The organism is Mitsuokella sp. oral taxon 131 str. W9106, assembly GCF_000469545.1.
GTDB lineage: Bacteria > Bacillota > Negativicutes > Selenomonadales > Selenomonadaceae > AWVT01.
Genome location: NZ_KI273065.1, coordinates 1 through 23,474, shown reverse-complemented (window position 1 = coordinate 23,474; position 23,474 = coordinate 1). Strand labels below are relative to the sequence as shown.

The window sequence follows — 23,474 nt, the reverse complement described above, 5'->3', positions numbered from 1 at the left end:
CGTGCAGCTCGCAGAATACTTGGCAGAACTCGCCAAGGTCAAGGCGCTGGAGCCAAAAGAGGAGAAGCGTCTTTGGCGCGCGGCAAAGAACGGCGACGAACAGGCGCGAAGGCGCATCATCGAAGCCTATCAGCCGCTCGTGTTCAAACAAGCCATCCCGTATCGCACGATGGAAGCGGTCATGGATCTCATCCAGGAGGGAACCGTCGGCCTCATTGAAGCGGTGGAACGCTACGACCCGATGCGCGGCGTCGCATTCAGCCTCTTTGCCGTGCACCGCATCCGAGGGCGCATGATGGATTTCCTAGCGCACGAAGGACGGCGTGATCTCGCGTGTATGGAAGGGGCGGATGTGTGCGGCACGGACTCGATGAAGGATCGGCTCGTCGATACCGCGCCGTCTGCACAGGAATTCGCCGAATGGCATGAACTTACGAATCGCCTGCATCAGGCGATGGATCGCCTTCCGGGCAAGGAGAGAGCCGTTTTGGAGGGCGTGTACCTTCGGAGCGAGCCCGTATCGTCTGTCGCCGATGCACTCGATGTCAGCGCTTCGCATATCTATCGTTTGCAGCAGAGCGGCGTCCGGCGCATCCGTGGGATGCTTTCGCGATTCATGCAGCACTGGAAATGAGGATCGCAGCGCAATACGGAGCATTTGCTTGAAATCGAGTGTGAGCGCTAGAAGATATAAGGGAAATGGAGGGAGATCGAAAGGAATCTCTCGATTCTCCTCCATTCAAGGTGTGAGAATCGCGGCTGAAAGCGGACTATATAAGATGGGTGTCTGCTTTTAAGGAGGGCTGGCGATGAAGGATAAGGAAAAGCAGGTGCGCCATATTCGTGCAGCGCGCGATTGGCTCGGCGAGGCGGAAGCTTCCGTGCAGGCGGATGAAGGCGTGCGCGGCGGGTTGAAGCTCATGCTTGCCGAGGCGGAACTCGTCCGCATGCGCGAGACGAAGCCGGGGCGTATGCGCCGCTTTTTCGGACGCGGTGCGCCGCTTATCGCCGCCTGTTTGATTGCAGCGGGAGCGGCACTCTTCTATCGAGTGGGAATGCCGGCAGAACAAGCCGAGATACCTGCCGCCTCCGAGGTGGCACGGGAGGAAGCACCGAAAGAGGCGCGCCCACTTCCGAACGCGCCTCTGGACGCAGCGCCGCATTCGGAAGTGGGCGTTGCGGCAGAGCGTGCCGCTGATGAGACGATACAAAAGAAACGCCGCGAGGTGCCGAAGGAGCCGGTGCAGGAGGGCGCAGCAGCCCCATCACGCGTGGAGACGACGCAGAGGAGCGCAGCGCCTGTTCAGCAGCAAGGCCCCGCTGCAAAAGTACCCGATGCGGAGGTACAGAAATTGATGCAAGACGCAGGAAAAGCACTGCGGGAAAAGTAAGGATTTATAAAGATTTATAAATCCGTTGCATTTTGGAGGTTATACGATTGGATCAGTCACAGTATCGTGCACTTGCCTATGCCATAGCGCTTGCAACGGGTGTTGCGGCAATGCCGCATACGGGATATGCGGAAGCGGCTTCCGCCGTCCAGGAAGCGCAGGCAGCCGCAACTGAGGCAGCACAGGCGGATGAGGGGAAAGATGCATCTGCTAAAGATGCACCTGCTTCGGATCAGACGGAAGCAAAAGCCGCACCGGCAGGGATGGAAGCTGCGCGTAAAGCGGAAGATGCCTCCGCAAAAACGATGGGGGCAGCGGACAAGAAAAGCGAAACGCAGGTCGATCCGCGCACGGCGAACTGGAGCAAGACGCGCCCACAGGAAGACGAGATCACCGCTAATCTGAAACAGTACGATGGACAGACGGTCGTCGACGTCGTCTTTGACGGCGCGAGCGATGTCACGCTCGGCACGGCGAAGGCGGCTGTCAGGATGAAAGCAGGAGATGTCTACGCCTCGCAGATGCTCGAAAAGGATCGTGAAGCCATCTACGACACGGGCTATTTCTACGATCTCTATCCGACCTTTGAGACCGTTCCGGAAGGTGTTGTCATCACCTACCATATGCTCGAAAATCCTGTACTCGCGAGTGTGAGGATCACGGGAAACACTGTCGAGAAAGATGAGACGCTCATGCCGCTCGTCACGGTCGAGGTCGGCAAGATCCTGAATACGCGCGTGCTCCATGAGAACGTGCAGGCACTGCAGGAACAGTACCGCAAGGACGGCTACATCCTCGCGAAGATCACGGATATGAATATTGACCGGGACGGCAATCTCGTGCTCAAGATCAATGAGGGCAATCTTGAAGGATACACCGTCAAGGGCAATGAAAAGACGAAGAAGCGCGTCATCCTGCGGGAGATGCGCCAAAAGCCCGGCGAGCCATTCAACTCGAAGCAGGCGCGCCGCGGCATGCAGCGCGTCTACAACCTTGGCTTCTTCGAGGATGTCAACGTGAAGATGACTCCGGGCGTCGCGCCGAATGCCGTCGTCATGGAGATCGATGTCAAGGAGAAGCGTACGGGTTCGTTTGGCATCGGTGCGGGCTACTCAAGCGCGGATGGCGTCATCGGCATGCTCTCGGTCGGCGACACGAACTTCCGCGGCACAGGCGATGCTGTGAGCCTGACGTATGAGGTCAGTGGCGACGACAAGGACGCACATGGCTATCGCTTCGCCTATCGTCATCCATGGCTTGACAGCAAAGAAACGGCGATCAGTCTTCGCGTTTACAACCGTACCTACGAATACGATGATTACGATTCGAACGGGGATCTCAACGAAAGCTACATGCGCAAGTACGCGGGTGGCGAGATATCGCTCAGCCGTCCGGTAAGCGAGTATTCGACGAATTCGATCACGATCAAGAGCCGTGACGACAAGTACGTCCGCCATACGGGCGGCACTGATGCGGCGAAGTTCCGCAATGCGGCGTGGCAGGAAGCGAATTTTGGCAAGACGAACAGCATCACGCTATTGCACGTCACCGATACGCGCGATAATGTCTACGATCCGCATACGGGCGGCCGCGTGAGCCTGATGGGCGAGTTCGCAGGTTTCGGCGGGGACTTTACGTTCCAAAAATTCTCCATCGAAGATCAGCGCTACTTCCCGGTCGGGCATGCGCAGGTTTTGGCGCTTCGCGCGCAGTACGGTGCTGCGCATGGCGATCTGTCCTATTTCAACCAGTTTACCGTTGGCGGACAGGACACGCTGCGCGGCTATCGCGAAGATCAGTTCCGTGGCTCGCGCATGGCGATCGGCACGGTGGAGTACCGCTTCCCGATCGTCAAGAAGGTGCAGGGCGCAGTCTTTACGGATTTTGGCGGTGCATGGGATGATGGTCTTGTCCCCGATAATCTCAAGGTGAGCGTCGGCGTAGGACTTGCGCTCAATACGCCGCTCGGACCGCTGCGTCTTGACTATGGCCGCAACAAGGACGGCGGACGCGTGCACTTCACGGTCGGCGGCACGTTCTGATGCGTTGTTGTGGGGCGCACGCGGGTGCATGTCTTCTGCTCGTCTTTGCTGTGCTGCTCTTGCCCATGCAGGCAAGAGCGGCTGAGCGTGTCGCAGAGGTGAAAGCCGTTGTCGCCGCGACGAATGGCATTCCGCCCATCGTCGAAAAGCGCATGGAAAAAAGCGTAAATGCCATTGCAGAGCAGCTCCTCGTCGGACAGGAACTCGATGGCTTGCGGGAGAATGTGCCGCACTGCGAAGCCGTTATCGGGCAGGTCTTCGACAAGGTGCTCGTCGGCTATACCGTCGATCAGGTGAGGATCGAGGTGGGGATCACGTCCACGGTACGGCTCCATCTCGTCCCGTGGACGGATTGCGTTCGCGCGGTCAAGGTCAGCATCGCGGTGGACGGAATGCCGCCTGCCGTCGAATCGCTCGTGCGCGAGGATCTCAGCGGTGTTTCGTCTGTCTTTGACGAAGCACTTTGCGGGCTTCCCGTTGCGGCAACGGACTGGACGAATGGCGCACTGAAGCGTGCACTCGAATCCTATATGGCAGTGCACTTGCCGGAGTTTCGTCCCGATTTTGATATCGCCATCGCGGAACATGACGTGGCAGAGGTACAGCTCACCGTTTATCCACGTTTGCCAGTCGTGCGCACGAATGATCTTTCGATGCGTTCCGATACCGTGCCGAATTTCGCGCTCCTCGGGCATCGCCGCCTCATGCAGGATCGTGTGGATCTTCTTGTCGGTGTCCCCGTCGCATTTGTTTCGCGCCATCGCATTGCCTTTGAACGGCTTTTTGCCGATGCGATCGACGCGCAGGGCGATTTCCGGCGTGCCAAGATGAAGACGCACGTTGCGATCAAGCCGGCTGAGCGCATGCAGGTCATGAGCCGCAGCGATACGGCACGGTATCGTCTGCGCCTTACGGGGTGGCTTGATATCGGCCGCAGTGAAAACGCAGGGCACAGGCGCGAACAGGACATAGTGCTTCGACTCCATGCAGGGCAAATGCTGAGCCGGAAAGATGAGCTATTCCTGCAGATCGATTTCATGCCGCAGGACATCGATTGGCGCTGGGAACTCGGCTATGGGCGTGCGATAGGCGACATGACGGCACAGGTTCGCTACGATATACGGGACCGGCGGTTTATACTCGGCGCGGACTACCGCATTTCACCCGTTTGGCTTGCGCGGTACGAGTACCGCTTTGCGGATCGCACGGCAGAAGCCGCACTCCGCTACAAGGTGCACGACTTCCTTGGCATCGAGTATGCGTTTTCACGTCAAACCGGATGGGTCAGGCTCGTAGGAAATTTCTGATTTGCGAATGGCACTGTCTTGAATCGCAAACGAGAGTTTGCTATAATGACTAGCGTACTCTGTATTCACTATATCCCAAAGGGAAAAGGAGAACCGTAATGATTACTTTGCAGAAAAAACAGGTCAAGATCATCAGCGTGCTCATCGCGCTCGTCTTCGTTGGCTCGGTCGTTGCCCTTGCGCTCACGCAGTCTGGGTCCGGAATCGTTAGCGCAGCCAGCTCGTCGGTCGGCGTCGTCGACTACCGTCAGATTGCGCAGCAACATCCGCAGCTCCAAAGCGCGAATGCCGAGATGCAGACGGCTGTCCAGGATGCGCAGAAAGAGTTTGAAGAGAAGTCTGCGAACATGAGCGATCAGGAAAAGAACGATTACTACCAGCAGACGCAGGAGCGCCTCCAGCAGAAGAATCAGGAACTCATGGAGCCGATCCAGCAGAGCATTGAAGACGCCGTCAAGAAAGTCTCCGAGACAAAAGGTCTTTCCGTTGTCCTCGAAAAGAGCACGGTCGTCTACGGCGGGCAGGACATCACGCAGGACGTCATCAATAAGATCAACAAGAAGTAAGCTCTGTGCGGCGCAGACCGCGAAACAGGAGCCATCAAGTACCGAGCCAATCCTTGTGCTCGGTACTACTTGTCAGAAGAGCTAAGACGGAAAGCATGGGCGTCTGGGAGGGATGAGCCGTGGAGAAAAAGCAGGAGCGCGCGCAGGAGAAAGAGCCTGTACGCGGGAATGTGACGGCACGGCGCGTCGGTGCGGCCGTCCTGCTCCTAGCGCTCGTCGCGGGCGGCGTAACGATCTCGCGTCTCATACCGCACCATGAGGCGGCGATGCCCGTCGCAAAGGCGGATATCGGCATGGTGGATATGGAGCGCGTCCTCGCGGCACATCCCGACTATGCGCGTCTCAAGACGCTTCGCGCACAGCAGGACCGCATTCTTGCGGATACCAATCCCGTGCGCATGCCGCTTGTCGTAGCACCGCCAGAGACAGACGCCAAGCCGTTCGAGGATGCTGTATGGCAGAAAAATGCGCAGGCCGTCATCGGGGCGCGTGCCGAACTTGAGCGCGAGCGCACGCACGTCGAACAAGCGTATCGCAAGGAACATGACGCGGCGTACGAAGCGCAGAAAGAGGCGATCGATGCCGAGTACCTCAATGCGATCCTAAACATCAATTTGAAGCTCGACAATCAGAGCGCGATGCACCATCCATGGGACAAGCCGGAGGATCTCGCAGCGGAACGCGCACAGTGGGAGGCAGAGCTCGATGACCTGAAGATGGAACGCGGCAGGCGGCAAATGGAGCTCCTGCACGCTTACGAAACCGAAATTGCGGCGTATGTCCAAAAGGTGCTCGGACCGAAGATCGCTGCATGGCATGCGGATAGGAAGACGATGCTTGATGCACAGAAGACGGCGTCGATGCGTGAAAAGACAGAGGTACAGGATCGCAATGCCGCCGCCATGCAGGCGCAGATGGCCGTCTCGACAGAAAGGCAGAAGCGCCTTGCGGAGCGGGAATCGCTGCAGCAGGTCGAGCGTGAGATCCAAACGCTCGAAACGCATATTTTCAACGATATTGCGGGCAGAGCTGCGAAAGTCGCGATCCTGCATCACTTTACGCTCATTCTTGCGAGCCATGCCGAGACGAAGGACTATCAGTTCCCGCGCACCTTTCGGACGGGAGCGCCACCCATCCGCTTTTGCGCTGTCATCGGCACGGGAACGGAGGACGTGACAGACGAACTCTTGTCGGAGATGCAGGGGCTTGAAGCCTTGAATACCTCGGAAAAGTCATCCGAATAGAAAGAAGCGAAGCAAAGCATGAAAAAACATAAAATCACAATGGGATTCCTCGCTGCGGCACTTGCGGCAACGACGCTCATGGCGAGCGGCTGCGGACAGGTCAGGCTCGGCTACATAGACGGTGATCGCATCATGAAAGAAGCGCCGCAGATCAAGTCGATTTCCGATGAAGGAAATCAAAAGCTTCAGGAGGTGGTCGCAGAAGCACATCAATCTTTGCAGAACGGCGGAAACACTTCGCCGGAGGACGCGCAAAAGGCACAGGCTGACGCGCAGCGCAAGATGGCGGGCATTCAGCAGTCGTATCAGCTCCAGATACAGCAGAAAATGGATGCGGCTTCTGCAGCCGTCGTCAAGGAGAAGAAGCTCGATGCGATTCTTGACAGCCACAAAGAAGCGCCGACGGCGGTCACGGGCTGCGTCGATGTGACAGATGCGGTCATCAGCAAACTGCAATAAGAAGCGGAAAGGGCGAAACGGCATGAAGAAGACATTGCAGGAAATCGCGGATTACGTAGGCGGACGGATCGAAGGAGATTCGTCCGTCGTCATTGAAGGGCTCGATAATATCGAGGGGGCGGGTGCGCACGATCTGACGTTTGCCGTCGAACCGCATATCGAGGAAGCGAAGCATACGAAGGCAGTGGCGGTCATGTTGCCGCCGGGCATAACGGGCTTCCCGAAGACGTCGCTTATCGTCGACGATCCGCGCGCTTCTTTTGCGCGACTGCTCGAACTCTTCACGCCAAAGCTTGCGATTCCGGTCGGCGTCAGCGATGAAGCCTATATTGGTTCGGGCGTCACGCTCGGAAAAGACATCCGTATCATGCCGTTTGCCTGTGTTGACGACCATGCCGTCATCGGCGACCGCGCCACGCTCTACCCACATACGTATATCGGGCAGTACGCAGAGATCGGCGAGGATACCGTCGTCTATTCGAGTGCGACCGTGCGTGAGCACTGCCGCGTCGGGAAGCGCTGCGTCATTCACAGCTCTGCCGTCATCGGCTCGGATGGCTTTGGCTTCACGACGAAGGACGGCATCCATACGAAAGTCCCGCAGGTCGGCAATGTCGTCCTCGAAGACGATGTTGAGGTTGGCGCACACGACGGCATTGACCGCGCAGCGATGGGCTCGACTGTCATAGGAAAAGGCACGAAGATCGACAATCTCGTCCATGTCGGACACAACTGCAAGATCGGTCCAAACTGCCTCATCGTCGCACAGACGGGCATATCAGGATCGACGACCGTCGGGCACAATGTGACATTCGGCGGGCAGGTCGGCACGGTCGGTCATATCAAGATCGGAGCGAACTCCGTCTATGCGGCGCGCAGCGGCATCATTGGCGACATGCCGGAAGACGTCTTCTGCGCGGGCTTCCCCGTGCAGAGCCATACGGAGTGGCTTCGCATGCAGGCGGCGATGAAGCATCTGCCTGAAATGGCAAAGAAACTCAAACAGATGGAAAAGAAACTCGCAACATACGAAAAGGCATGATATGTACAGGCTGCTAAAGTCAATCAGCTGGATTTGCTGCAAGCTGCCGCGCAGTGCTGCAGAAGTTTTGGGGCACATGCTCGGTGCAGTTTGCTGGCCGCTCGTCCCAAAACGGCGCAAGAAGCTCGCATTTGATCAGATCAAGCGATGCCTTGGCGTATCGGATGCAAAGGCGCGGCGCATTGCGCGCGCCTCCTTTGTGCGCTTCGGCCCGATGCTCGTCGAAGTCCTGCGCTTCCCCATGATTGCCAAACACATCGAGGACTACGTCCGCATTGAAGGACTGAAAAAACTTCAAGCGGGGCTATCGGAGGGGAAGGGGTGTGTCATCGCTGCCGCACACAGCGGAAACTGGGAACTCATGGGCGGCGCATTTGCGCAAGCGGGCATCCCGCTCGTCGGCGTCGCAAAGAAGCAGAAGGATTCAGGCGCAGATCGGTTTATCAACGAATACCGCACTATGATCGGCATGCATATCACGTATAAAACAGGTGTGCGGGAGATGTTCCGAATGATGGGAAAGGGCTGGGCGATCGGCCTCATTATGGATCAGGATCCGAGCCGCCATGACGGCATCGTCATCGACTTCTTCGGACAGCCGACGAACTGCCCGACAGGAGCGGCGTCGATGGCGCGCTTTGCCGACGTGCCGATCTTCACATCCTGCATGCATCGTGACGAACATGGCATGCATACGCTTATCGTCGACGGCCCGTTTCGCGTCGGGCACACGAAGGACAAGCACGCAGACATTCGCGCCATGACGCAGTTTTTGACGCACGCTATTGAGGAACATATCCGCCGATATCCAGAGGAGTGGTTTTGGCTGCATGATCGCTGGAAGTCGATGCGTGAATGACGCGCATGAATCGGCTGGGAGATGGCATGCGGAACCATATTAAAAAAACGGTCTCACAGGGCTTTGCCTGTGAGACCGTTTTTGCCGTTTTTGTGGTGGTCATCGTTTCGCAATCCGCGTATGCGCGACAAAAAAGTGCCCACATGCGTGGGCGCTTTTTCGTGACAGGGAAATGCTTATTTTTCCATCAGCAGCATCATGCCTTGATTCTTGCCGAGTGGCAGGCTGAGATTGCCGTCCTTTGCCGTGCAGGCATAGCCTGTGAGCGCGTCATGGAACGATGTGCCTGCTAGGGAGGCAGGGAGGGAAAATGTGATGGTGCGCGCCGCGCCGCGGTTCAGCGCGACGATCCCACAGCTTCCGTCCGCTGCCATGCGGCTGTAGGCGTATACATCGCCCTCTGCTTTCAGCGTCTTTAGGTCGCCGTATGCGAATAGCGCCTTGTGCGCGTTGCGGATGCCGATGAGTTTTTTGTAGAACGCGAGGAGTTCCTTGTCTTCCTTTCCCCATGGATAGGTGCGGCGGCAGTCGGGGTCGGCACTTCCGTAGACGCCCGCCTCATCGCCGTAGTAGATGGTCGGCATTCCGGGATAGCCCATGAGGAAGATGGCGGCAAGCTTCAGGCGCGCCTTGCCGAGCGCGTAGTCAAAGTCTGTTTTCCCCGGCTGTGCCACTGTTTCCTTTCCGCCGCCAAATTTGTAAATGGCGCGGACGGTGTCGTGCGAGCCGACGATGTTCATGAGATCGTAGAGCGCTTCCTTCGGGTAGTTCTGCCGAAGGATGGTCAGCTCCTCGTCCGCTGCCTTCGCGTCGCCGCGCAGGAGGAAGAGGTCGCCGAGCGCAAAGGAGAGCTTGTAGTTCATGACAGAGTCGAACGTGTCGCCCGTCAGGAATTGCGAGCCGTCCTGCCAGATCTCGCCGAGGAGAAGCGGGGCTTTGCCGTCCGGCGTCGCCTGCTTCTTGACCTCGTCGCGCACCCTTGCCCAAAAGCCGGGCGGCACTTCCTTTGCGACATCGAGGCGCCAGCCCGAAAGCCCTTCGCTGAACCAGCGCGTGAGGACGCCGCGATCCTTATCACGCCCGTAGAGCAGGTAGTCGCCGAGGTCGGAACTTTTCGTGCCTGCCTCGCTTCCGGGATAGTCGCGGTCAGCAAACGGCGTCAGGCTGTCGTAGCCCTGCCAGTCGTGGTAGGCGTATTTCTCGCCCATGCTGTCCTTCGCCTTTTCGTTTCGGATCTCGAACCAGTCCTCGAAATGGTACGGGCTGAAGACCTGACCTTCTGCCAAAAGCTCCTTTTTCGCCTCTTCCTTTGCTGCGGAAAGGGAGAGGTGCTTTTCGTTTTGGAGGTCGTAGATGCGCGACCAGTATTCGTACGCGCCGACGGTCTTGTACTTGCCGTAGCGGTCAAAGTAGATGGAATCGTCGCCGACGTGGTTAAAGACGCCGTCCATGATGAGGTGCATGTGCCGCTTATCCATCTCGTGCACGAGGGCGCGGAAATCGTCCATCGTGCCGAGGATCGGATCGATTTTCGTGTAGTCCACAGCGTCGTAGCGGTGGTTTGAGCTTGCCGATGACATCGGGTTGACGTAGATGGCCGTGATGCCGAGCGACTGCAGGTAGTCGAGCTTTTTGGTGATGCCCTTGATGTCGCCGCCGAAGAAGTCGTTGCATTCCCATTTGTCGCCGTCCGCCTCAGGGGTCTTGGAGTAGTTTGCGGGAAGATCGCCCCAGGCGCGGTGCTGGATGGGCTGAGCGGCGCGCGCGAATTGCCGCGCGGCATCATTTTTGGGGTCTCCGTTATAGAAGCGGTCGGGGAAGATTTGGTAGGTGACGGCTTCCTTCGCCCAATCGGGCGTCTTAAAGTCTGCGCGGTAGACCGTGAGCGGGAATAGCCTTGCGTCGCGCAACTTCGCCGCGCCCGTATGGCCGGGCTTCATGTCATCGCCGTACTCTTTCGTGTCGTCGAGGAGGAATTTGTAGCCGTATAGCCCTGCTTCCTTCGGCGCAATAGTCACCGACCATATATCGCGACCGTTTTCCGTGCGCGTTTTTTTCATGGGGACGGTCTCATTCGTGCCGGCCGAAAAGTCCGGGTTGTACTCGTCGCCGCCGTTTGCTGTGACCTTTGCGCGGGCGATGAAAAGCTTTGCCTGTTGCACGTCGCCCGCGCCTGCTGCTACTGAGAGCGTGATGGGGCTGCCGGCAGGGATCGCCTCAAACGGCTTGCGATACGCGCTGTCCCATGTGTCATGTAGGAGTTCGGATTCGTGGATGCTCCCGTCGTCGACGATGAGGTGCCGCGTTTTCCCATCGTAGTAAAAGGAGACGGGACCTGCCTTCTTGATGTGCACCGTCTGTGCCATGGGCGCTTCGCCCTGCTGCATGATTTTGACGGCGTGGTCACCTACGTCCATTTGGACGGTTGCTTGATAGAGCATGCCTAGCGTGTCGTCGCGCAGGATCGTGCCATCGGGGATGCCGTCTCCCTGCAGGATGGGAAGCGCCTCGTCTTCCTGCAGCACGTATCGCGTGCTGTCCGCAATCTGATGCGTCCTGTCGTTGTAGTAGAAGGTGACGCGCGTCGCCTCAGGAAGAGTGAGCTGGACATTTGCCCCGTCAAAATTTCCGTCCAGGCCGTAGTTTTCTGCCCAGCTTCCGCCGACGGCGACCTTATAGTAGTACGTTCCTGCGGGGAGGTCTGCCGTGAAGCGGTAGAAACCGTTTCCAATGTCCTCCATGCGCGTTGCAGCGGACGCGGGATCCCAGTCCTTTGGCGCACCGGCTTTCATCTGCACCGTGCCGGTGAGCACGACCGTTCGCGTCGCTTCCTGTGCCGCGGCGGCAGGGGCGGCGTACGCCGTGACAGGCAATGCGGGAAGCGATGCGGAAATCGCGCCCGCTGTCAACGCGGCGACTACAGCCGCACGGAGAAGATGCTGCTTGCTTCGTTTCATGATTGCTCCTTTTTTGCAGGAAAAGGCACGGAAAGCCCATGCCTTTTCCGTGAAGCCAAGTGGGCTTCACCGTATCGTGATTGGATCAGAAGTGGTAGTCTACCTGCGTGCGGAAGAGATCGCGGTCGTATGCCCAAGCCTGATCGTAGCCGCGCGTCTGGCGAGAGTAGAGCATTTCCCACTCAATGTTCTTCGCTGGAACGTACTTCGCACCGAAAATCCAGCCGCGCGTTGCGTTCCACGTCGAGTTCCACTCGTCGTCGCCCGCGAGCCATCCGTTTTCGCCGTAGCGCACATAGCGTGCATAGAGACCGTAGCTGCCTGGCTTGTTGAGATCCGTGCCACGATAGTTCAGGCGAAGCGCAAGGCTATTTCCTTGGAAATCCGCATCGGTCTTGACGTAGTCGCCGATGAAGCGGAAGTGTTTTGCGAAGTTCACCGCACCGCTGACAACGAAGCCATAGCTTCGCTTGTTTGTCACGTCATTCTTCCCGTAGACGGGATCGAGCGTCGTGATGCCAGAGGGGGAGGTCGCTGCCCGGTAGCCGACAATCTTGCCCGAACTGTAGGTATCGCCCTTTCCTATGCTGCTCTTGGCGTAAGCAACATTGATGTCCACGCTGTGACCAATTGGCCCCCATGCGCCGATGCCGTAGAGGCTTTCGCGGTTGCCTTCGCCCGTTGATGCCATCCAAAAGCCGCTTGCTGTGAGCTTCGTGTTCGGGATGGGAACGCCGAACTGGAAGCCGTCCGACTCGTTTCCGAAGAGGACGTTTTGGAAGCCGAGTCCGCGCCATGCGCGTCCGATGCTGATCCACTTGCCGTCCTTCGACAAACCGTCCACCCAAATACGCTGGATGTTGCCGTCGTGCCCAGACCACGTCTTTTCCGTGTACTGGTTCAGACCCGTCTCGCCTTGGCGGCTGTGCCCGTTGTTGTAGTGACGGTTCGTCTCGCTTTGGAAGCGCACGGTCCAATAGTCGTTGACCTTGAGGTCGCCGCGCAGATCCATGTAAAAGCGGTTCGTCCCGTGGTCGAGCGTATCGGCGTCCTTGTTCCTGTCGTAGTCGTACTGGGCGCGCAGGAAACCGTAGAGCTTGACTCGGTCGATTTCCTTTTTGTTCTCCGCAATCTGTTTCGTGTTCGCGTCCACCTGTTTCTTGAGCGTGGCGATTTCGCCGCCGTACTCCGCCTCAAGCTTTTCGAGCACGGCGCGGTCGCCGAAGTTCGTGCCTTCCTTCTGCATCGCCTTGGCGACGATGGCAGCGACCTCGTAGCGCGTCATGGGGCGACCGCCCTGGAACGTGCCGTCGCCCATTCCCTCGATGACACCCTCTTTTGCAAGGTAGTCGAGCGCTTCGTACGACCAATGACCTTTCGGTACGTCGGAGAAGCTGTCCGCCGTGGCGGCGAACGCGACCGAGCTTGCGCTGAGGCTCAGCCCGATGGCGAGTCCGAGCAGTGTGTTTCGTTTCATCCTAACAACATCCCTTTCCTCTGGAAATCCATTTGCAGCTTTTGCTTCCATTAAAAAGTATAAGGGAGTTTTATCTTGGAAGCAATGGATTCGTCGTATTTTGGCGCGTGTTTCCAATGGGGTATTTTGTTTGAATTTATGTATTTAGGTACAATTTTTATATTGGAAATGATAATTTATTCTATTTTACGCGTGATTTGAACTTTTGATATAGACAATCCAATTGCCCCGATGCTCTTTTTTGTTTTTAGAGAAAAGGAGCTCGAGGCAGATCTAGGATTGATTCGGCGGCAGATTCCGCTCGTGCTGACTGGCAGCAGCTTTAGGACGCCAATCGTCGCACATGCGGCAGTCCATTCGCAAACAACGTCACACTAGCGCGTCGGTTCCAACAGAGGCGCAGGGATCACAGGCGGATGCAGCATCGTCTGATGTCGTGCACCTTCTTTTGCCAGATACAAAAAAGGCAGGACACGGGAAATCCGCATTCCTGCCTTTTCACATATCCAAAAGATGGGTTAGTCGTCCACGCCGACCATGACGGACGTAGCCTTGATGACGGCATAGGCTTCCTTTCCGACAACGAGACCAAGGCGTTCCACGGAACCAAGGGTGATCGTCGAGGTGATCACATGCCCGCCTGCGATTTCGATGCCGACGATGGCGTTCACTGCACCTTTCTCGATGGATACAACTTTTCCTTTGAACTGATTTCTTGCACTGAGCTGCATGACATTGCCCTCCATACACTATAACACTTATGCTTGCATTCAAGAACGCTTAATCGTATAGCATGCTGTGTTTTTTGCGCTATGACATAGGTCACGATTTCATTTTATGGCAGGATTTTTTCAGTTTGGCACGAATTGGAAACAACATAAACTTTATCAATGCTATAGATAAAGTCCATGCATGATCAGGAGGGAGAAACCTATGTCTAACGAAATCTCACGTCGTACCTTTATCAAGGGCGCGGCAGCAGCGGGCGTCGTTCTCTCGGCAAGCGGCTGTTTCTCGTGGAACGGCAGGAACATTCCCGAAAAGGTACGGCGCGGCGACGTGACGTATGATGTGCTCATCATCGGCAGCGGCGGCGCAGGGATGCGCGCGGCGCTTGCCGCAGCGGGAAACAAAGATCGAAAAGTCGCCGTTATGACAAAGCTTGTGCCGACGCGCTCCGCCTCGACGATGGCACAGGGCGGCATGAACGGCGTTACGGGACTCACGGATCCGACGGATTCGATCGAATCGCATGCGTTCGATACGATCAAGGGCGGGGACTATCTCTGCGATCAGGATGCAGTCGAGTATTTCGCTGAACGTGCCGGCAAAAACATCTTCGAAATGGACTATATGGGCTATCCGTACAACCGTCAGGAAGACGGCCATTTCCATTCGCGCAAGATGGGAGGCCATTCGCATCCGCGCGCAGCGTATTTTGAGGATCGCGCCGGCCATGCCATGGTTCACACGCTCTTCGAACAGTGTCTTGACAAAGGCATCGACTTCATCTCGGAGTGCCAGATGCTCGAAATCAGCATGGCAGGCGACAAGCTCGCAGGGGTCATCGCAATGGACATGCGCACGGGCAACTTCATCGGCATTCCCGCAAAGACGGTTCTTATCGCGACGGGCGGCTACGGCCGTGCGTACTGGGTCCGCACGTCGAATCCGTACAGCTCGACGGGCGATGGCATCGTCGCAGGCATGAAGGTCGGCATCCCATTCAAAGATCCGGAGATGGTGCAGTTCCATCCGACGGGACTTTCTGTCAACGGCGTTCTCCTTTCCGAGTCGAGCCGCTCCGAGGGGGCGATCCTGCTCAACAAAAATCGTGAACGATTCATGGAGAAGTATGCGCCTGAAAAGAAAGAGCTCGCGACGCGTGACATCGTCGCGCGCAGCATCGCAACGGAGATCGAGGAAGGGCGCGGCGTCGGCGAGGGGCTGACAGCAGGCGTCTATCTCGACTTTACGCATATCCCGGCGGAGCGCATCCACGAGCGGCTCGGGCAGGTGTACGACCTTTCAAAGCGCTTTGCAGGTGTCGACATCACGAAGGAGCCTGTCCTCATCAGCCCGACTTGCCACTACTCGATGGGCGGTCTTGAGATGGCGGATTTCCACACGGGCGAGACACGCGTGCCGGGCATCTATACGGCAGGCGAATGCAGCTGCGTTTCCGTTCACGGTGCGAATCGTCTCGGCGCAAATAGCCTTTCTGAGGTTCTCGTCTTTGGTCATACGGCGGGCGATGGTGCAGCGGCTTATGCGAAGGGCCACCCGTACGAGGGTAGCCAGGACCAGCTTGCAAAAGACTGTGCAAAATGGAAGGATCACTTCGATGAAGTGACGACCCGTCCACATGAGGGCAATCGCACGGTTCCGGAGATTCGCGATGCCATGGTTCAGACGATGTGGTTCAAGGCAGGCGTATTCCGCAACGGGCCGCAGCTTGAAGAAGCGGCAAAGGAACTTGCCAAGCACGAGGAAGATTACAAAAAGTGCTATGTCGGCGATCCGAGCCATGTCTACAATACGGCATTTGAGCAGTATGTCGAGCTTGGCAATCTCCTTCAGATTTCGCATGCGATCGTGCAGGGTGCGATCGCGCGCAAGGAGAGCCGCGGCGGTCATACGCGCCGTGATTTCCCGAAGCGGGATGATGCGAACTTCCTGAAGCATACGCTTATCTTTAAGGATGAAACCGGCTATCGTGCTGAGTACAAAGATGTCGTCATCACGAAGTATCCGCCGAAGGAAAGGAAGTATTGATATGCAGGCAACGCTGAACATCCATCGCTTCGTTGATGGAAAGAAGTGGGTTCAGACTTATAAAGTCGAAGTGCAGACGGGCATGACGATCCTCGGTGCACTGACGGAAATCAAGGAGAAGCAGGATCCGACGCTTTCGTTTGCTTGTTCCTGCCGTTCGAGCATCTGTGGCGCTTGTGCAACGCGTGTCAACGGCAATGCAGAGCTTTCCTGCGAGGTCCTCGTCGAGGGCCTCATGAAGCGCTATCGGAGCGAAGAGCTTACGATCGAGCCGCTCGGCAATTTCCGCGTCATCCGCGATCTCGTCGTCGACTGGGATCCGAAGTACGCGCGTATCAAGAAGATTAGGCCCGTCGTTCATCCGAAGGACGAATTCTCCGCGGAGAAGGGCTGTCTCCAGTCTCCGGCGGATTTCAATAAGTACAAGAAGCTCGCCGGCTGCATCCTCTGCGGCTCGTGCGTTTCGGAGTGCAACAAGAACGCACTGAACGAGGATGACTTCCTCGATCCATTCGCTTTTGTCAAGGCCCTCAAAATCGCGACGGATACGCGCGACAAGGACGCGAAGGATCATGTCAAGGCAGCGATTGACGCCGGTCTTTGGGCTTGCTTCAACTGCCAGGAGTGCACGGCGAAGTGCCCGAAAGGTCTTGATCCAGCCGGCGCGATCGAGAAGCTCAAGGCACTCTCCTTTCAGTATAAGCTGGATGACAACGTCGGCGCGCGCCATGCGAAGGCGATCTACGACGATATCCAGGAATCGGGCACGCTCGATGAGTCGAAACTCAACATCAAGTCCGAGGGCTTCCTTGCGGCAGGCCTGCGTCTTCCGATGGCACTGCGTCTCATGAACGTCGGCAAGATGAATCCGATGGAAAAGCATCCTGTCAACCCTGAAATCAAGACGATTGATGCAGTCGTAAAGGCGGCCGAGGCAGCGGAGAAGGAGGAAGTGTAAGCCATGAAATACGCATTGTTTCCGGGCTGCGTACTCGAAGGAGCGGCAGCCGAGGCGTATACCTCGCTGAAGAAGGTTTGCGAGGCGATCGGCCTTGAAATCGAAGAAATACAGAACTGGACGTGCTGCGGCGCTTCGCATGCGCAGGGCGTGAGTGACCTCGCATCGCTTGCCGTCAACGCGCGCAATATCTCGATCGCAGAGAACCTTGGCCTTCCGATCCTGACGGTCTGCAACACTTGCACGCTGCAGCTCCGTATGGCAAAGTACCGCCTTGATCACGATACAGCGCTCAAGGCAAGGGTCAACGGCATTCTCAAGGAAGCCGGCCATCCGTATGAGTACAAAGGCACGAGTGAGATCACGCATTTCCTCTGGTTGCTCGATCAGCATCCAGAGCTTTTCGAGGGCAAGGTCACGGGCGCACTCGCCGGCATGAAGGTCGCCGGCTACTATGGCTGTCACATCCTGCGCCCGCATGAAGTCATGAACTACGAAGAAGGCGAGCATCCGGAAAGTCTCGAGCGACTCATCCGCCGCCTCGGTGCTGAGCCGGTCTGGTTCGATGCGAGCCGTAAGTGCTGCGGTTTCCATGCGCAGTTTGGTGCAGAACACGATGTCATGACGGTTACGGGGCAGATCGCTGCAAGCGCCGCAAGGGCGGATGCCAGTCTCGTCGTCACGCCGTGCCCGCTCTGCCAGATGCAGCTCGATATGTATGGGCCGGAAGGACGTGAAGCCGTTCATTCCGATACGGAGATGCCGATCCTGCACCTTCAGCAGCTCGTTGGTCTCGCTATCGGCATGTCGAAAGAAGACGTCGGCTTCAACCGGCACGTCACGGGGCAGTCCAAGCTTAAGATTGGATGAATGCAAATGATTGCGTGAAGCAAATGACCTCACGATCCATGATCGCGAGGTCATTTTTATGGATTTTTAGGGAAAGAAGGCTTGCTTTTTCGCTATTGTTCGCATATAATAGTCTCATATAGAAAACGTTTACTAATAAAATACAGGAAAAAGTAAACGTTTGCGATTAGTGAGGAGGAATTACCATGGGGGAGAACCAGTGTATCATCACGGTCAGCCGCCAGTATGGCTGCGGCGGGCGTGAGCTAGCGGGCATCTTGGCGGAGAAGCTCGGCGTGAAACTCTACGACAGGCAGATCGTCCATATCGCGGCGGCGAAGCTCGGGATCAACGACCTATCGGAGAAGGAGCTCCTCGAGATGGAGAATACGGTAAAGCCGGTTTCAATGAATTTTATTCCCTTTCACTCATTCGGTATGTCAATGGGAAGTTCGAGCCGCGAAATGTTCCATTCGGAGTCAGCGGTGATCCGCAAGCTTGCAAATAACGGTTCCTGTGTCATGCTCGGGCGCTGTGCGGATTTCGCACTTCGGAAGCGTGATGACGTGTTCTCGGTTTTCGTCTGCGCCGACGATGCATTCCGCGAAAAGCGCGGTCAGACGATGTACGATGGCAAATCGCTGAAGGAACTCGACAAGGAGGATGCGAAGCGCGCCCGTTATTACAATTACTATACGGGGCTTGAGTGGGGCGACGGCAAGCATTACGATCTCGTCGTCAACACGTCAAAGGCGTCGCTTGATCAGATAGCGGACGCCATCATTGCGTACATTCATACGCTCAAAGGCTAAGGAGGGCGTCATATGAAAAGCCAGTTTTGGTCCCGCATCGCCTATGCTTGCGGCACGTTCGGCCACGATTTTTTCTATGCCATGATTGGCACGTACTTCATGATCTTCGTCACGAGCAACCTGTTTCACTCGGAAGATCCGACGCACGACGCCTACATGATCGGCATTGTTACAACGATCATTCTCGTCCTGCGCATCGGCGAGCTCTTCATTGACCCGTTCATCGGAAACACAATCGATAAGACGAAGACGCGTTGGGGAAAGTTCAAGCCATGGGTCATCGCAGGCGCATTCGTCGCGGCGATCACGCTTGCTGTTCTCTTCACGGATATGGGCGGTCTCACGATGTCGAATCCGATGGCCTACCTCGTCGCATTTGCCATCATCTACCTCATCATGGATGTTTTCTATTCGGCAAAGGACGTCGCGATTTGGTCGATGATTCCGGCACTATCGTTCGACTCGCATGAACGCGAAATCACGGCGACATTTGCGCGTATCGGCTCGGTATTCGGCGGCCAGCTCGTCACGATTCTCGTCATGCCGATTGTTCTCTATTTCTCTGCCAATCAGAACGGCGGCGCGGGCGATCCGACAGGATGGTTTGCCTTTGCGGCCATAGGCGGCGGCATTGCAACGCTCGGCGCCATCATTCTCGGCATCGGCACGAAGGAGCAGGACTCGGCGCTTCGCGAGAACAAGCAGGAGACGACGTTCAGCGAAGTGTTCTCGATCCTCATCAAGAATGACCAGCTCCTTTGGGTTGCCTGCGCGTACCTCGTTTTCGGCCTTGGTCAGAACCTCATCAACAACCTGAATCTCTACTACTTTATTTACGTGCTTGGCGACGCGAGCAAGTTCTCTTTCCTCGGCGTCATCAATGTCATCATCGGCCTTCTCGCTGTTGCGCTGTTCCCGACGCTCACGCAGAAGTTCAGCCGCCGCAAGCTCTTCTTTGCTTCGATTTCGATTATGCTCGTTGCGGTCATTCTCTACGCACTCGCAGGCACGAATGTCGCGATGACGCTCTTCGCGGCTGGCCTGTTCGCACTGCCGCAGCCGCTCATTTTCCTCGTCGTCCTCATGACGATCACGGATACGGTCGAGTATGGACAGCTCAAGCTCGGGCATCGCGACGAGGCGCTCTGCCTCTGCGTGCGTCCGCTTGTCGATAAGCTCGCAGGTGCAATCACGAGCGGCATCATCGGCATTGTGGCAATATGGGTCGGCATGACGGCAGGAGCTACAGCCGACACGATTACGCCGGAAAACCTCACGCACTTCAAGTACGTCATGTTCATAGCCCCGTTTGTCTTCATCGTTCTCGGCGCCATCCTCTATCGTGCGAAGGTTACGCTTACGGAGCGCGAGCATGCACGCATCGTGCTCGAGCTTGAGGAGAAATGGGAAGAAATGAATCAGTAAGCACACTGGCTTTCTTTACCCGCAGGCATAGGGAAAATCTGAAGGGGAAAAGGAGAATTCTTATGAACGTGTCCGATTTTGAAAAGCTTGCCGATCCGCGTTATTTCGAAGAGAATCGCCTGCCTGCACACAGTGACCACATCGTTTACCGCACGGAGGAGGAGCTTGCGGCAGGCCGGTCCTCATGCTATCGATCCATGGACGGTCTGTGGCATTTCGCATATGCGCCGAATCTTGCACGTGTGCCGATGGACTTCATGGAAGCGGCATATGACTGTCACGACTGGGAGACGATCCGCGTTCCCGCACATATTCAGATGGAGGGATACGGCTATCCGCACTATACGAATACGACGTATCCTTGGGACGGGCATGAGTGCGTGAAACAGGGGGAGATCCCGAAGCGTGAAAATCCCGTCGGCTGCTATGTGAAATACTTTGAGGCGCCGGCGGACTGGAAGCAGGTATTCATTTCATTTCAAGGCGTCGATTGCGCACTTAGCTTGTGGCTCAACGGCCATTTCGTCGGCTACAGCGAAGATAGCTGCACGCCGGCTGACTTCGATCTCACGCCGTACCTCACAGCGGGCGAGAACAAGCTCGCGGCGATGGTCGTACGCTTTGCGAGCGGCAGTTGGCTTGAGGATCAGGATTTTTGGCGTTTCAGCGGCATTTTCCGCCCCGTCGTGCTCTACACGAAGCCGGCTGCACATATCGAGGATATTTTTGTCCACGCATCGCCTATAAATAACTATCGGGATGGCTCGCTTGCGGTGGACTGCAAACTTTTGGGCATGGCAGCACAAGTCGATCTTACGCTTTACGATGAAAACGGCGAGCAGGTTCTCGCGCTTTGCCGCGATGCAAAAGACGGAACGTGTACGCTTTCCGGTACGCTGAATGGGGCAAAGCTGTGGAGTGCCGAGCATCCGCATCTCTACCGCGCACTCATTCGCGTCAAGGATACTGCGGGGAACGTACAGGAGGTCACGACACAGAACATCGGCTTTCGCGAGTTTAAGATAGATGAAACGCTCATGAAGATCAACGGCAAGCGCATCGTGTTCAAGGGCGTCAATCGTCATGAATTCGACTGCTACAATGGACGCGCGATGAATCCCGCGCTTTTCGAGCAGGACATTCGTGAAATGAAGCGGAACAACATCAATGCGCTTCGCATGTCGCATTATCCAAACAGCAGTTATATCTACGATCTTGCGGATCGCTATGGACTCTATGTCATTGACGAGACGAATCTCGAGACCCATGGCTCGTGGATGCGCAACGGTGTATGCAAGCGAGATGAAAATACGGTACCAAATGATAATCCAGCTTGGCTCGATGCCGTGCTCGCGCGTGCGGAGGCGATGCTTGAACGCGACAAGAACCACGCATCCATTCTGATGTGGTCGTGCGGAAACGAGTCGTGCGGCGGACGTGACCTCTGCGAGATGCATGCGTACTTCCGCCGCAGAGATCCGTCACGTCTCGTGCATTACGAGAGCATTTTCTGGGATCGCCGCTACAATGCGACGAGCGACATGGAAAGCCAAATGTACACGAAGGTGGCGGACATTAAGAAATTCCTCGCCGTGCATCGTGACAAGCCGTTTATCTGCTGCGAGTACACGCATTCGATGGGAAACAGCAACGGCGGCATGCATCAGTATACGCGGCTTGCCGAAGAGGATGCCCTCTATCAGGGCGGCTTTATTTGGGATTTCGTCGATCAAGCGATTTGGCGGCGTGATCGTTACGGCAAAGAAATGCTTTGCTATGGCGGTGACTTCGGCGATCGCCCGTCGGACTACAGTTTCAGCGGAAACGGAATTTTCTTTTCAGACCGTCGTCCGACGACAAAACTGCAGGAAGTTAAATTCAACTATCAGAACTTCGCGATCACGCCTGCATGGGATTACGTCAAAATCGAGAATAAAAGCTTGTTTGCTGACGCGGCGGAATATACGCTGCGACTCTCACTTCTGCGCGATGGGCGGGCAGTATGGAAGAGCGAGCAGGACGCTCCGCATATCGCAGCGGGAAAGTCGGATGAAATCGAGATTTGCGTGCCGCATTACGGCACGGGAGAATACGTGCTCACGGCATCCCTCTGCCTTTCAGACAATACGCTTTGGGCAGAACGCGGATACGAGATTGCATTCGGGCAGACGGTTCTTCCCGAACGCGCTGCTTCGCCAGAGCTTTCGCCTGCCGCTGCGTGGCTTTCCCGCCATACGGGCTATGAAGCCGCTGTACCGCTCGTGAAGGCGAGACGCCTGCGCGTCGTTGTCAGCGATATCAATCTCGGCGTGCAGGGCGAGGGATTTTCGCTCATGTTTTCAAGCGCGCAGGGAAATCTCGTTTCGTACCGTTATGGCGGACAGGAACTCATCGAAGAAATGCCGCAGCCGCTCTTTTGGCGTGCGCCGATCGACAACGACTACGGCAGCCGCCGCATGGCGGACTGCGCACAGTGGAAACTCGCGAGCCTCTACAAGAAGTGCGAAAGGATCGCATTTGCTGTTGACGGTGCACCGTTTGAGATGGGAAGCCCATACTTCGGGCAAAACGGGCAGCGTGAGACAGAGGCCGAGACTGTCGCGGTGCGCTTTTTCTACAGACTTGCGACGAATCCTGCCGCCGCATGCACGGTGATGTGGGAAGTGCACGAGGATGGTGCGATAAAGGCAACGCTCGACTATAAAAAAGTGGAAGGGCTCTCCGATATGCCGGATTTCGCACTCCTCTTTACGCTTCCCGCAGACTATGACCGAATCCGTTACTATGGGCTGGGCGCGGCGGATAACTACATTGATCGCATGGAAGGCGGGCGGCTTGGCATCTACGAGCAGTCTCTTGCCGATGGCGTAGAGCCGTATCTTCGGCCGCAGGAGAGCGGCAACCATGGAGGCATCCGTTGGTTCGAGGCGCGCGATCGCCGCGGCCGCGGCATCCGCGTCTACGCTGGAGCGGGTACGGTGCCGTTTGAAGCATCAGCGAGTCCGTATAGCCCACATGAGCTAGAGACCGCACGTCATCCGCACGACCTGCCTGTCGTGCACCATACGTATCTTCGCGCATCTGCTGGCATGTGCGGCGTGGGCGGCGACGATACATGGGGGGCACCTGTGCTGGAAGAATACACGCACAAGAATGAAGACCGCCGCTTTGCGTTTTGGATGAAGGGGATTTGACGATACAGTTTCAGCGAAACATGAGGGCTTTTCCCTTTAGCAAGAGAAGCAGCGCGCAGCCTTGCGGACGGATTCTTCTTGTAAAAAACTTTTTTCAAAAAGGTATTGACAGGGGGA

At 56.6% G+C, this 23,474-nt stretch carries 18 protein-coding genes; 15 read left to right on the top strand and 3 right to left on the bottom strand.

Going from position 1 to position 23,474, the window contains the following annotated elements:
* Nucleotide 1: 1 nt before the first annotated feature.
* The 9 genes from HMPREF1985_RS07945 to HMPREF1985_RS07905 all read left to right on the top strand — a co-directional run bounded on the left by HMPREF1985_RS07945 (nt 2) and on the right by HMPREF1985_RS07905 (nt 8,910).
* Nucleotides 2-634: a sigma-70 family RNA polymerase sigma factor gene (locus HMPREF1985_RS07945; RefSeq protein WP_021772067.1), complete on the top strand. Its 633-nt coding sequence runs from the start codon at nt 2-4 to the stop codon at nt 632-634.
* 175 nt (nt 635-809) lie between these two features.
* On the top strand, nt 810-1,391 hold the full coding sequence (locus HMPREF1985_RS07940) for a hypothetical protein (RefSeq protein ID WP_021772066.1): 582 nt from the start codon (nt 810-812) through the stop codon (nt 1,389-1,391).
* Between the two features lie 47 nt (nt 1,392-1,438).
* Nucleotides 1,439-3,433 carry a BamA/OMP85 family outer membrane protein gene (locus tag HMPREF1985_RS07935; protein ID WP_040637476.1) on the top strand — a complete coding sequence of 665 codons (1,995 nt, stop codon included), beginning with the start codon at nt 1,439-1,441 and terminating at the stop codon, nt 3,431-3,433.
* A complete protein-coding gene (locus HMPREF1985_RS07930; protein ID WP_021772064.1) occupies nt 3,433-4,740 on the top strand; it encodes a hypothetical protein in 1,308 nt (435 codons plus the stop codon). The genes HMPREF1985_RS07935 and HMPREF1985_RS07930 overlap by 1 nt, the downstream gene beginning before the upstream one ends.
* A gap of 98 nt (nt 4,741-4,838) precedes the next feature.
* Nucleotides 4,839-5,306 carry an OmpH family outer membrane protein gene (locus HMPREF1985_RS07925; RefSeq protein ID WP_021772063.1) on the top strand — a complete coding sequence of 156 codons (468 nt, stop codon included), beginning with the start codon at nt 4,839-4,841 and terminating at the stop codon, nt 5,304-5,306.
* 119 nt (nt 5,307-5,425) lie between these two features.
* Nucleotides 5,426-6,550, top strand: coding sequence for a hypothetical protein (locus HMPREF1985_RS07920; RefSeq protein ID WP_021772062.1), 1,125 nt, complete (start codon nt 5,426-5,428; stop codon nt 6,548-6,550).
* Between the two features lie 18 nt (nt 6,551-6,568).
* Nucleotides 6,569-7,009: an OmpH family outer membrane protein gene (locus HMPREF1985_RS07915; RefSeq protein WP_021772061.1), complete on the top strand. Its 441-nt coding sequence runs from the start codon at nt 6,569-6,571 to the stop codon at nt 7,007-7,009.
* Between the two features lie 22 nt (nt 7,010-7,031).
* A complete protein-coding gene (lpxD, locus tag HMPREF1985_RS07910; RefSeq protein ID WP_021772060.1) occupies nt 7,032-8,051 on the top strand; it encodes a UDP-3-O-(3-hydroxymyristoyl)glucosamine N-acyltransferase in 1,020 nt (339 codons plus the stop codon).
* Nucleotide 8,052: 1 nt separating this feature from the next.
* Entirely contained in the window at nt 8,053-8,910 is an 858-nt protein-coding gene (locus HMPREF1985_RS07905; protein WP_021772059.1) for a lysophospholipid acyltransferase family protein, read from the top strand.
* Between the two features lie 176 nt (nt 8,911-9,086).
* On the opposite strand, the gene HMPREF1985_RS07900 is transcribed toward HMPREF1985_RS07905, so the two are convergent.
* The 3 genes from HMPREF1985_RS07900 to HMPREF1985_RS07890 form a co-directional block, all read right to left on the bottom strand.
* Nucleotides 9,087-11,867, bottom strand: coding sequence for an alpha-amylase family glycosyl hydrolase (locus tag HMPREF1985_RS07900; RefSeq protein ID WP_021772058.1), 2,781 nt, complete (start codon nt 11,865-11,867; stop codon nt 9,087-9,089).
* A gap of 85 nt (nt 11,868-11,952) precedes the next feature.
* Nucleotides 11,953-13,344, bottom strand: a complete 1,392-nt coding sequence (locus HMPREF1985_RS07895) for an S-layer homology domain-containing protein (RefSeq protein ID WP_040637475.1) — start codon at nt 13,342-13,344, stop codon at nt 11,953-11,955.
* Nucleotides 13,345-13,862: 518 nt separating this feature from the next.
* Nucleotides 13,863-14,075, bottom strand: coding sequence for a TOBE domain-containing protein (locus HMPREF1985_RS07890; RefSeq protein ID WP_040637474.1), 213 nt, complete (start codon nt 14,073-14,075; stop codon nt 13,863-13,865).
* Between the two features lie 202 nt (nt 14,076-14,277).
* Between HMPREF1985_RS07890 and HMPREF1985_RS07885 the strand changes: the two genes are divergently transcribed.
* From HMPREF1985_RS07885 to HMPREF1985_RS07860, 6 genes are all read left to right on the top strand, one after another.
* Nucleotides 14,278-16,119 (top strand): FAD-binding protein, encoded by a 1,842-nt coding sequence (locus HMPREF1985_RS07885; RefSeq protein WP_040637473.1) that lies wholly within the window; start codon nt 14,278-14,280, stop codon nt 16,117-16,119.
* 1 nt (nt 16,120) lies between these two features.
* A complete protein-coding gene (locus tag HMPREF1985_RS07880; RefSeq protein WP_021772052.1) occupies nt 16,121-17,077 on the top strand; it encodes a succinate dehydrogenase/fumarate reductase iron-sulfur subunit in 957 nt (318 codons plus the stop codon).
* A gap of 3 nt (nt 17,078-17,080) precedes the next feature.
* Nucleotides 17,081-17,947 (top strand): CoB--CoM heterodisulfide reductase iron-sulfur subunit B family protein, encoded by an 867-nt coding sequence (locus HMPREF1985_RS07875; RefSeq protein WP_021772051.1) that lies wholly within the window; start codon nt 17,081-17,083, stop codon nt 17,945-17,947.
* A gap of 185 nt (nt 17,948-18,132) precedes the next feature.
* The gene (locus tag HMPREF1985_RS07870) at nt 18,133-18,738 is read left to right on the top strand and encodes a cytidylate kinase-like family protein (RefSeq protein WP_021772049.1); all 606 of its coding nucleotides are present in this window, start codon (nt 18,133-18,135) and stop codon (nt 18,736-18,738) included.
* 12 nt (nt 18,739-18,750) lie between these two features.
* The gene (locus tag HMPREF1985_RS07865; protein WP_021772048.1) at nt 18,751-20,163 is read left to right on the top strand and encodes a glycoside-pentoside-hexuronide (GPH):cation symporter; all 1,413 of its coding nucleotides are present in this window, start codon (nt 18,751-18,753) and stop codon (nt 20,161-20,163) included.
* A 62-nt stretch (nt 20,164-20,225) separates the two neighbouring features.
* Nucleotides 20,226-23,357, top strand: coding sequence for a glycoside hydrolase family 2 TIM barrel-domain containing protein (locus HMPREF1985_RS07860; protein ID WP_021772047.1), 3,132 nt, complete (start codon nt 20,226-20,228; stop codon nt 23,355-23,357).
* Nucleotides 23,358-23,474: the final 117 nt, after the last annotated feature.

Coding starts and splice junctions, on each gene's coding strand:
- HMPREF1985_RS07900 (WP_021772058.1), bottom strand. CDS start 11,867: ATGAAACGAAGCAAGCAGCATCTTCTCCGTGCGGCTGTAGTCGCCGCG.
- HMPREF1985_RS07875 (WP_021772051.1), top strand. CDS start 17,081: ATGAAATACGCATTGTTTCCGGGCTGCGTACTCGAAGGAGCGGCAGCC.
- lpxD (WP_021772060.1), top strand. CDS start 7,032: ATGAAGAAGACATTGCAGGAAATCGCGGATTACGTAGGCGGACGGATC.
- HMPREF1985_RS07930 (WP_021772064.1), top strand. CDS start 3,433: ATGCGTTGTTGTGGGGCGCACGCGGGTGCATGTCTTCTGCTCGTCTTT.
- HMPREF1985_RS07880 (WP_021772052.1), top strand. CDS start 16,121: ATGCAGGCAACGCTGAACATCCATCGCTTCGTTGATGGAAAGAAGTGG.
- HMPREF1985_RS07895 (WP_040637475.1), bottom strand. CDS start 13,344: ATGAAACGAAACACACTGCTCGGACTCGCCATCGGGCTGAGCCTCAGC.
- HMPREF1985_RS07940 (WP_021772066.1), top strand. CDS start 810: ATGAAGGATAAGGAAAAGCAGGTGCGCCATATTCGTGCAGCGCGCGAT.
- HMPREF1985_RS07905 (WP_021772059.1), top strand. CDS start 8,053: ATGTACAGGCTGCTAAAGTCAATCAGCTGGATTTGCTGCAAGCTGCCG.
- HMPREF1985_RS07915 (WP_021772061.1), top strand. CDS start 6,569: ATGAAAAAACATAAAATCACAATGGGATTCCTCGCTGCGGCACTTGCG.
- HMPREF1985_RS07890 (WP_040637474.1), bottom strand. CDS start 14,075: ATGCAGCTCAGTGCAAGAAATCAGTTCAAAGGAAAAGTTGTATCCATC.
- HMPREF1985_RS07860 (WP_021772047.1), top strand. CDS start 20,226: ATGAACGTGTCCGATTTTGAAAAGCTTGCCGATCCGCGTTATTTCGAA.
- HMPREF1985_RS07865 (WP_021772048.1), top strand. CDS start 18,751: ATGAAAAGCCAGTTTTGGTCCCGCATCGCCTATGCTTGCGGCACGTTC.
- HMPREF1985_RS07870 (WP_021772049.1), top strand. CDS start 18,133: ATGGGGGAGAACCAGTGTATCATCACGGTCAGCCGCCAGTATGGCTGC.
- HMPREF1985_RS07925 (WP_021772063.1), top strand. CDS start 4,839: ATGATTACTTTGCAGAAAAAACAGGTCAAGATCATCAGCGTGCTCATC.
- HMPREF1985_RS07885 (WP_040637473.1), top strand. CDS start 14,278: ATGTCTAACGAAATCTCACGTCGTACCTTTATCAAGGGCGCGGCAGCA.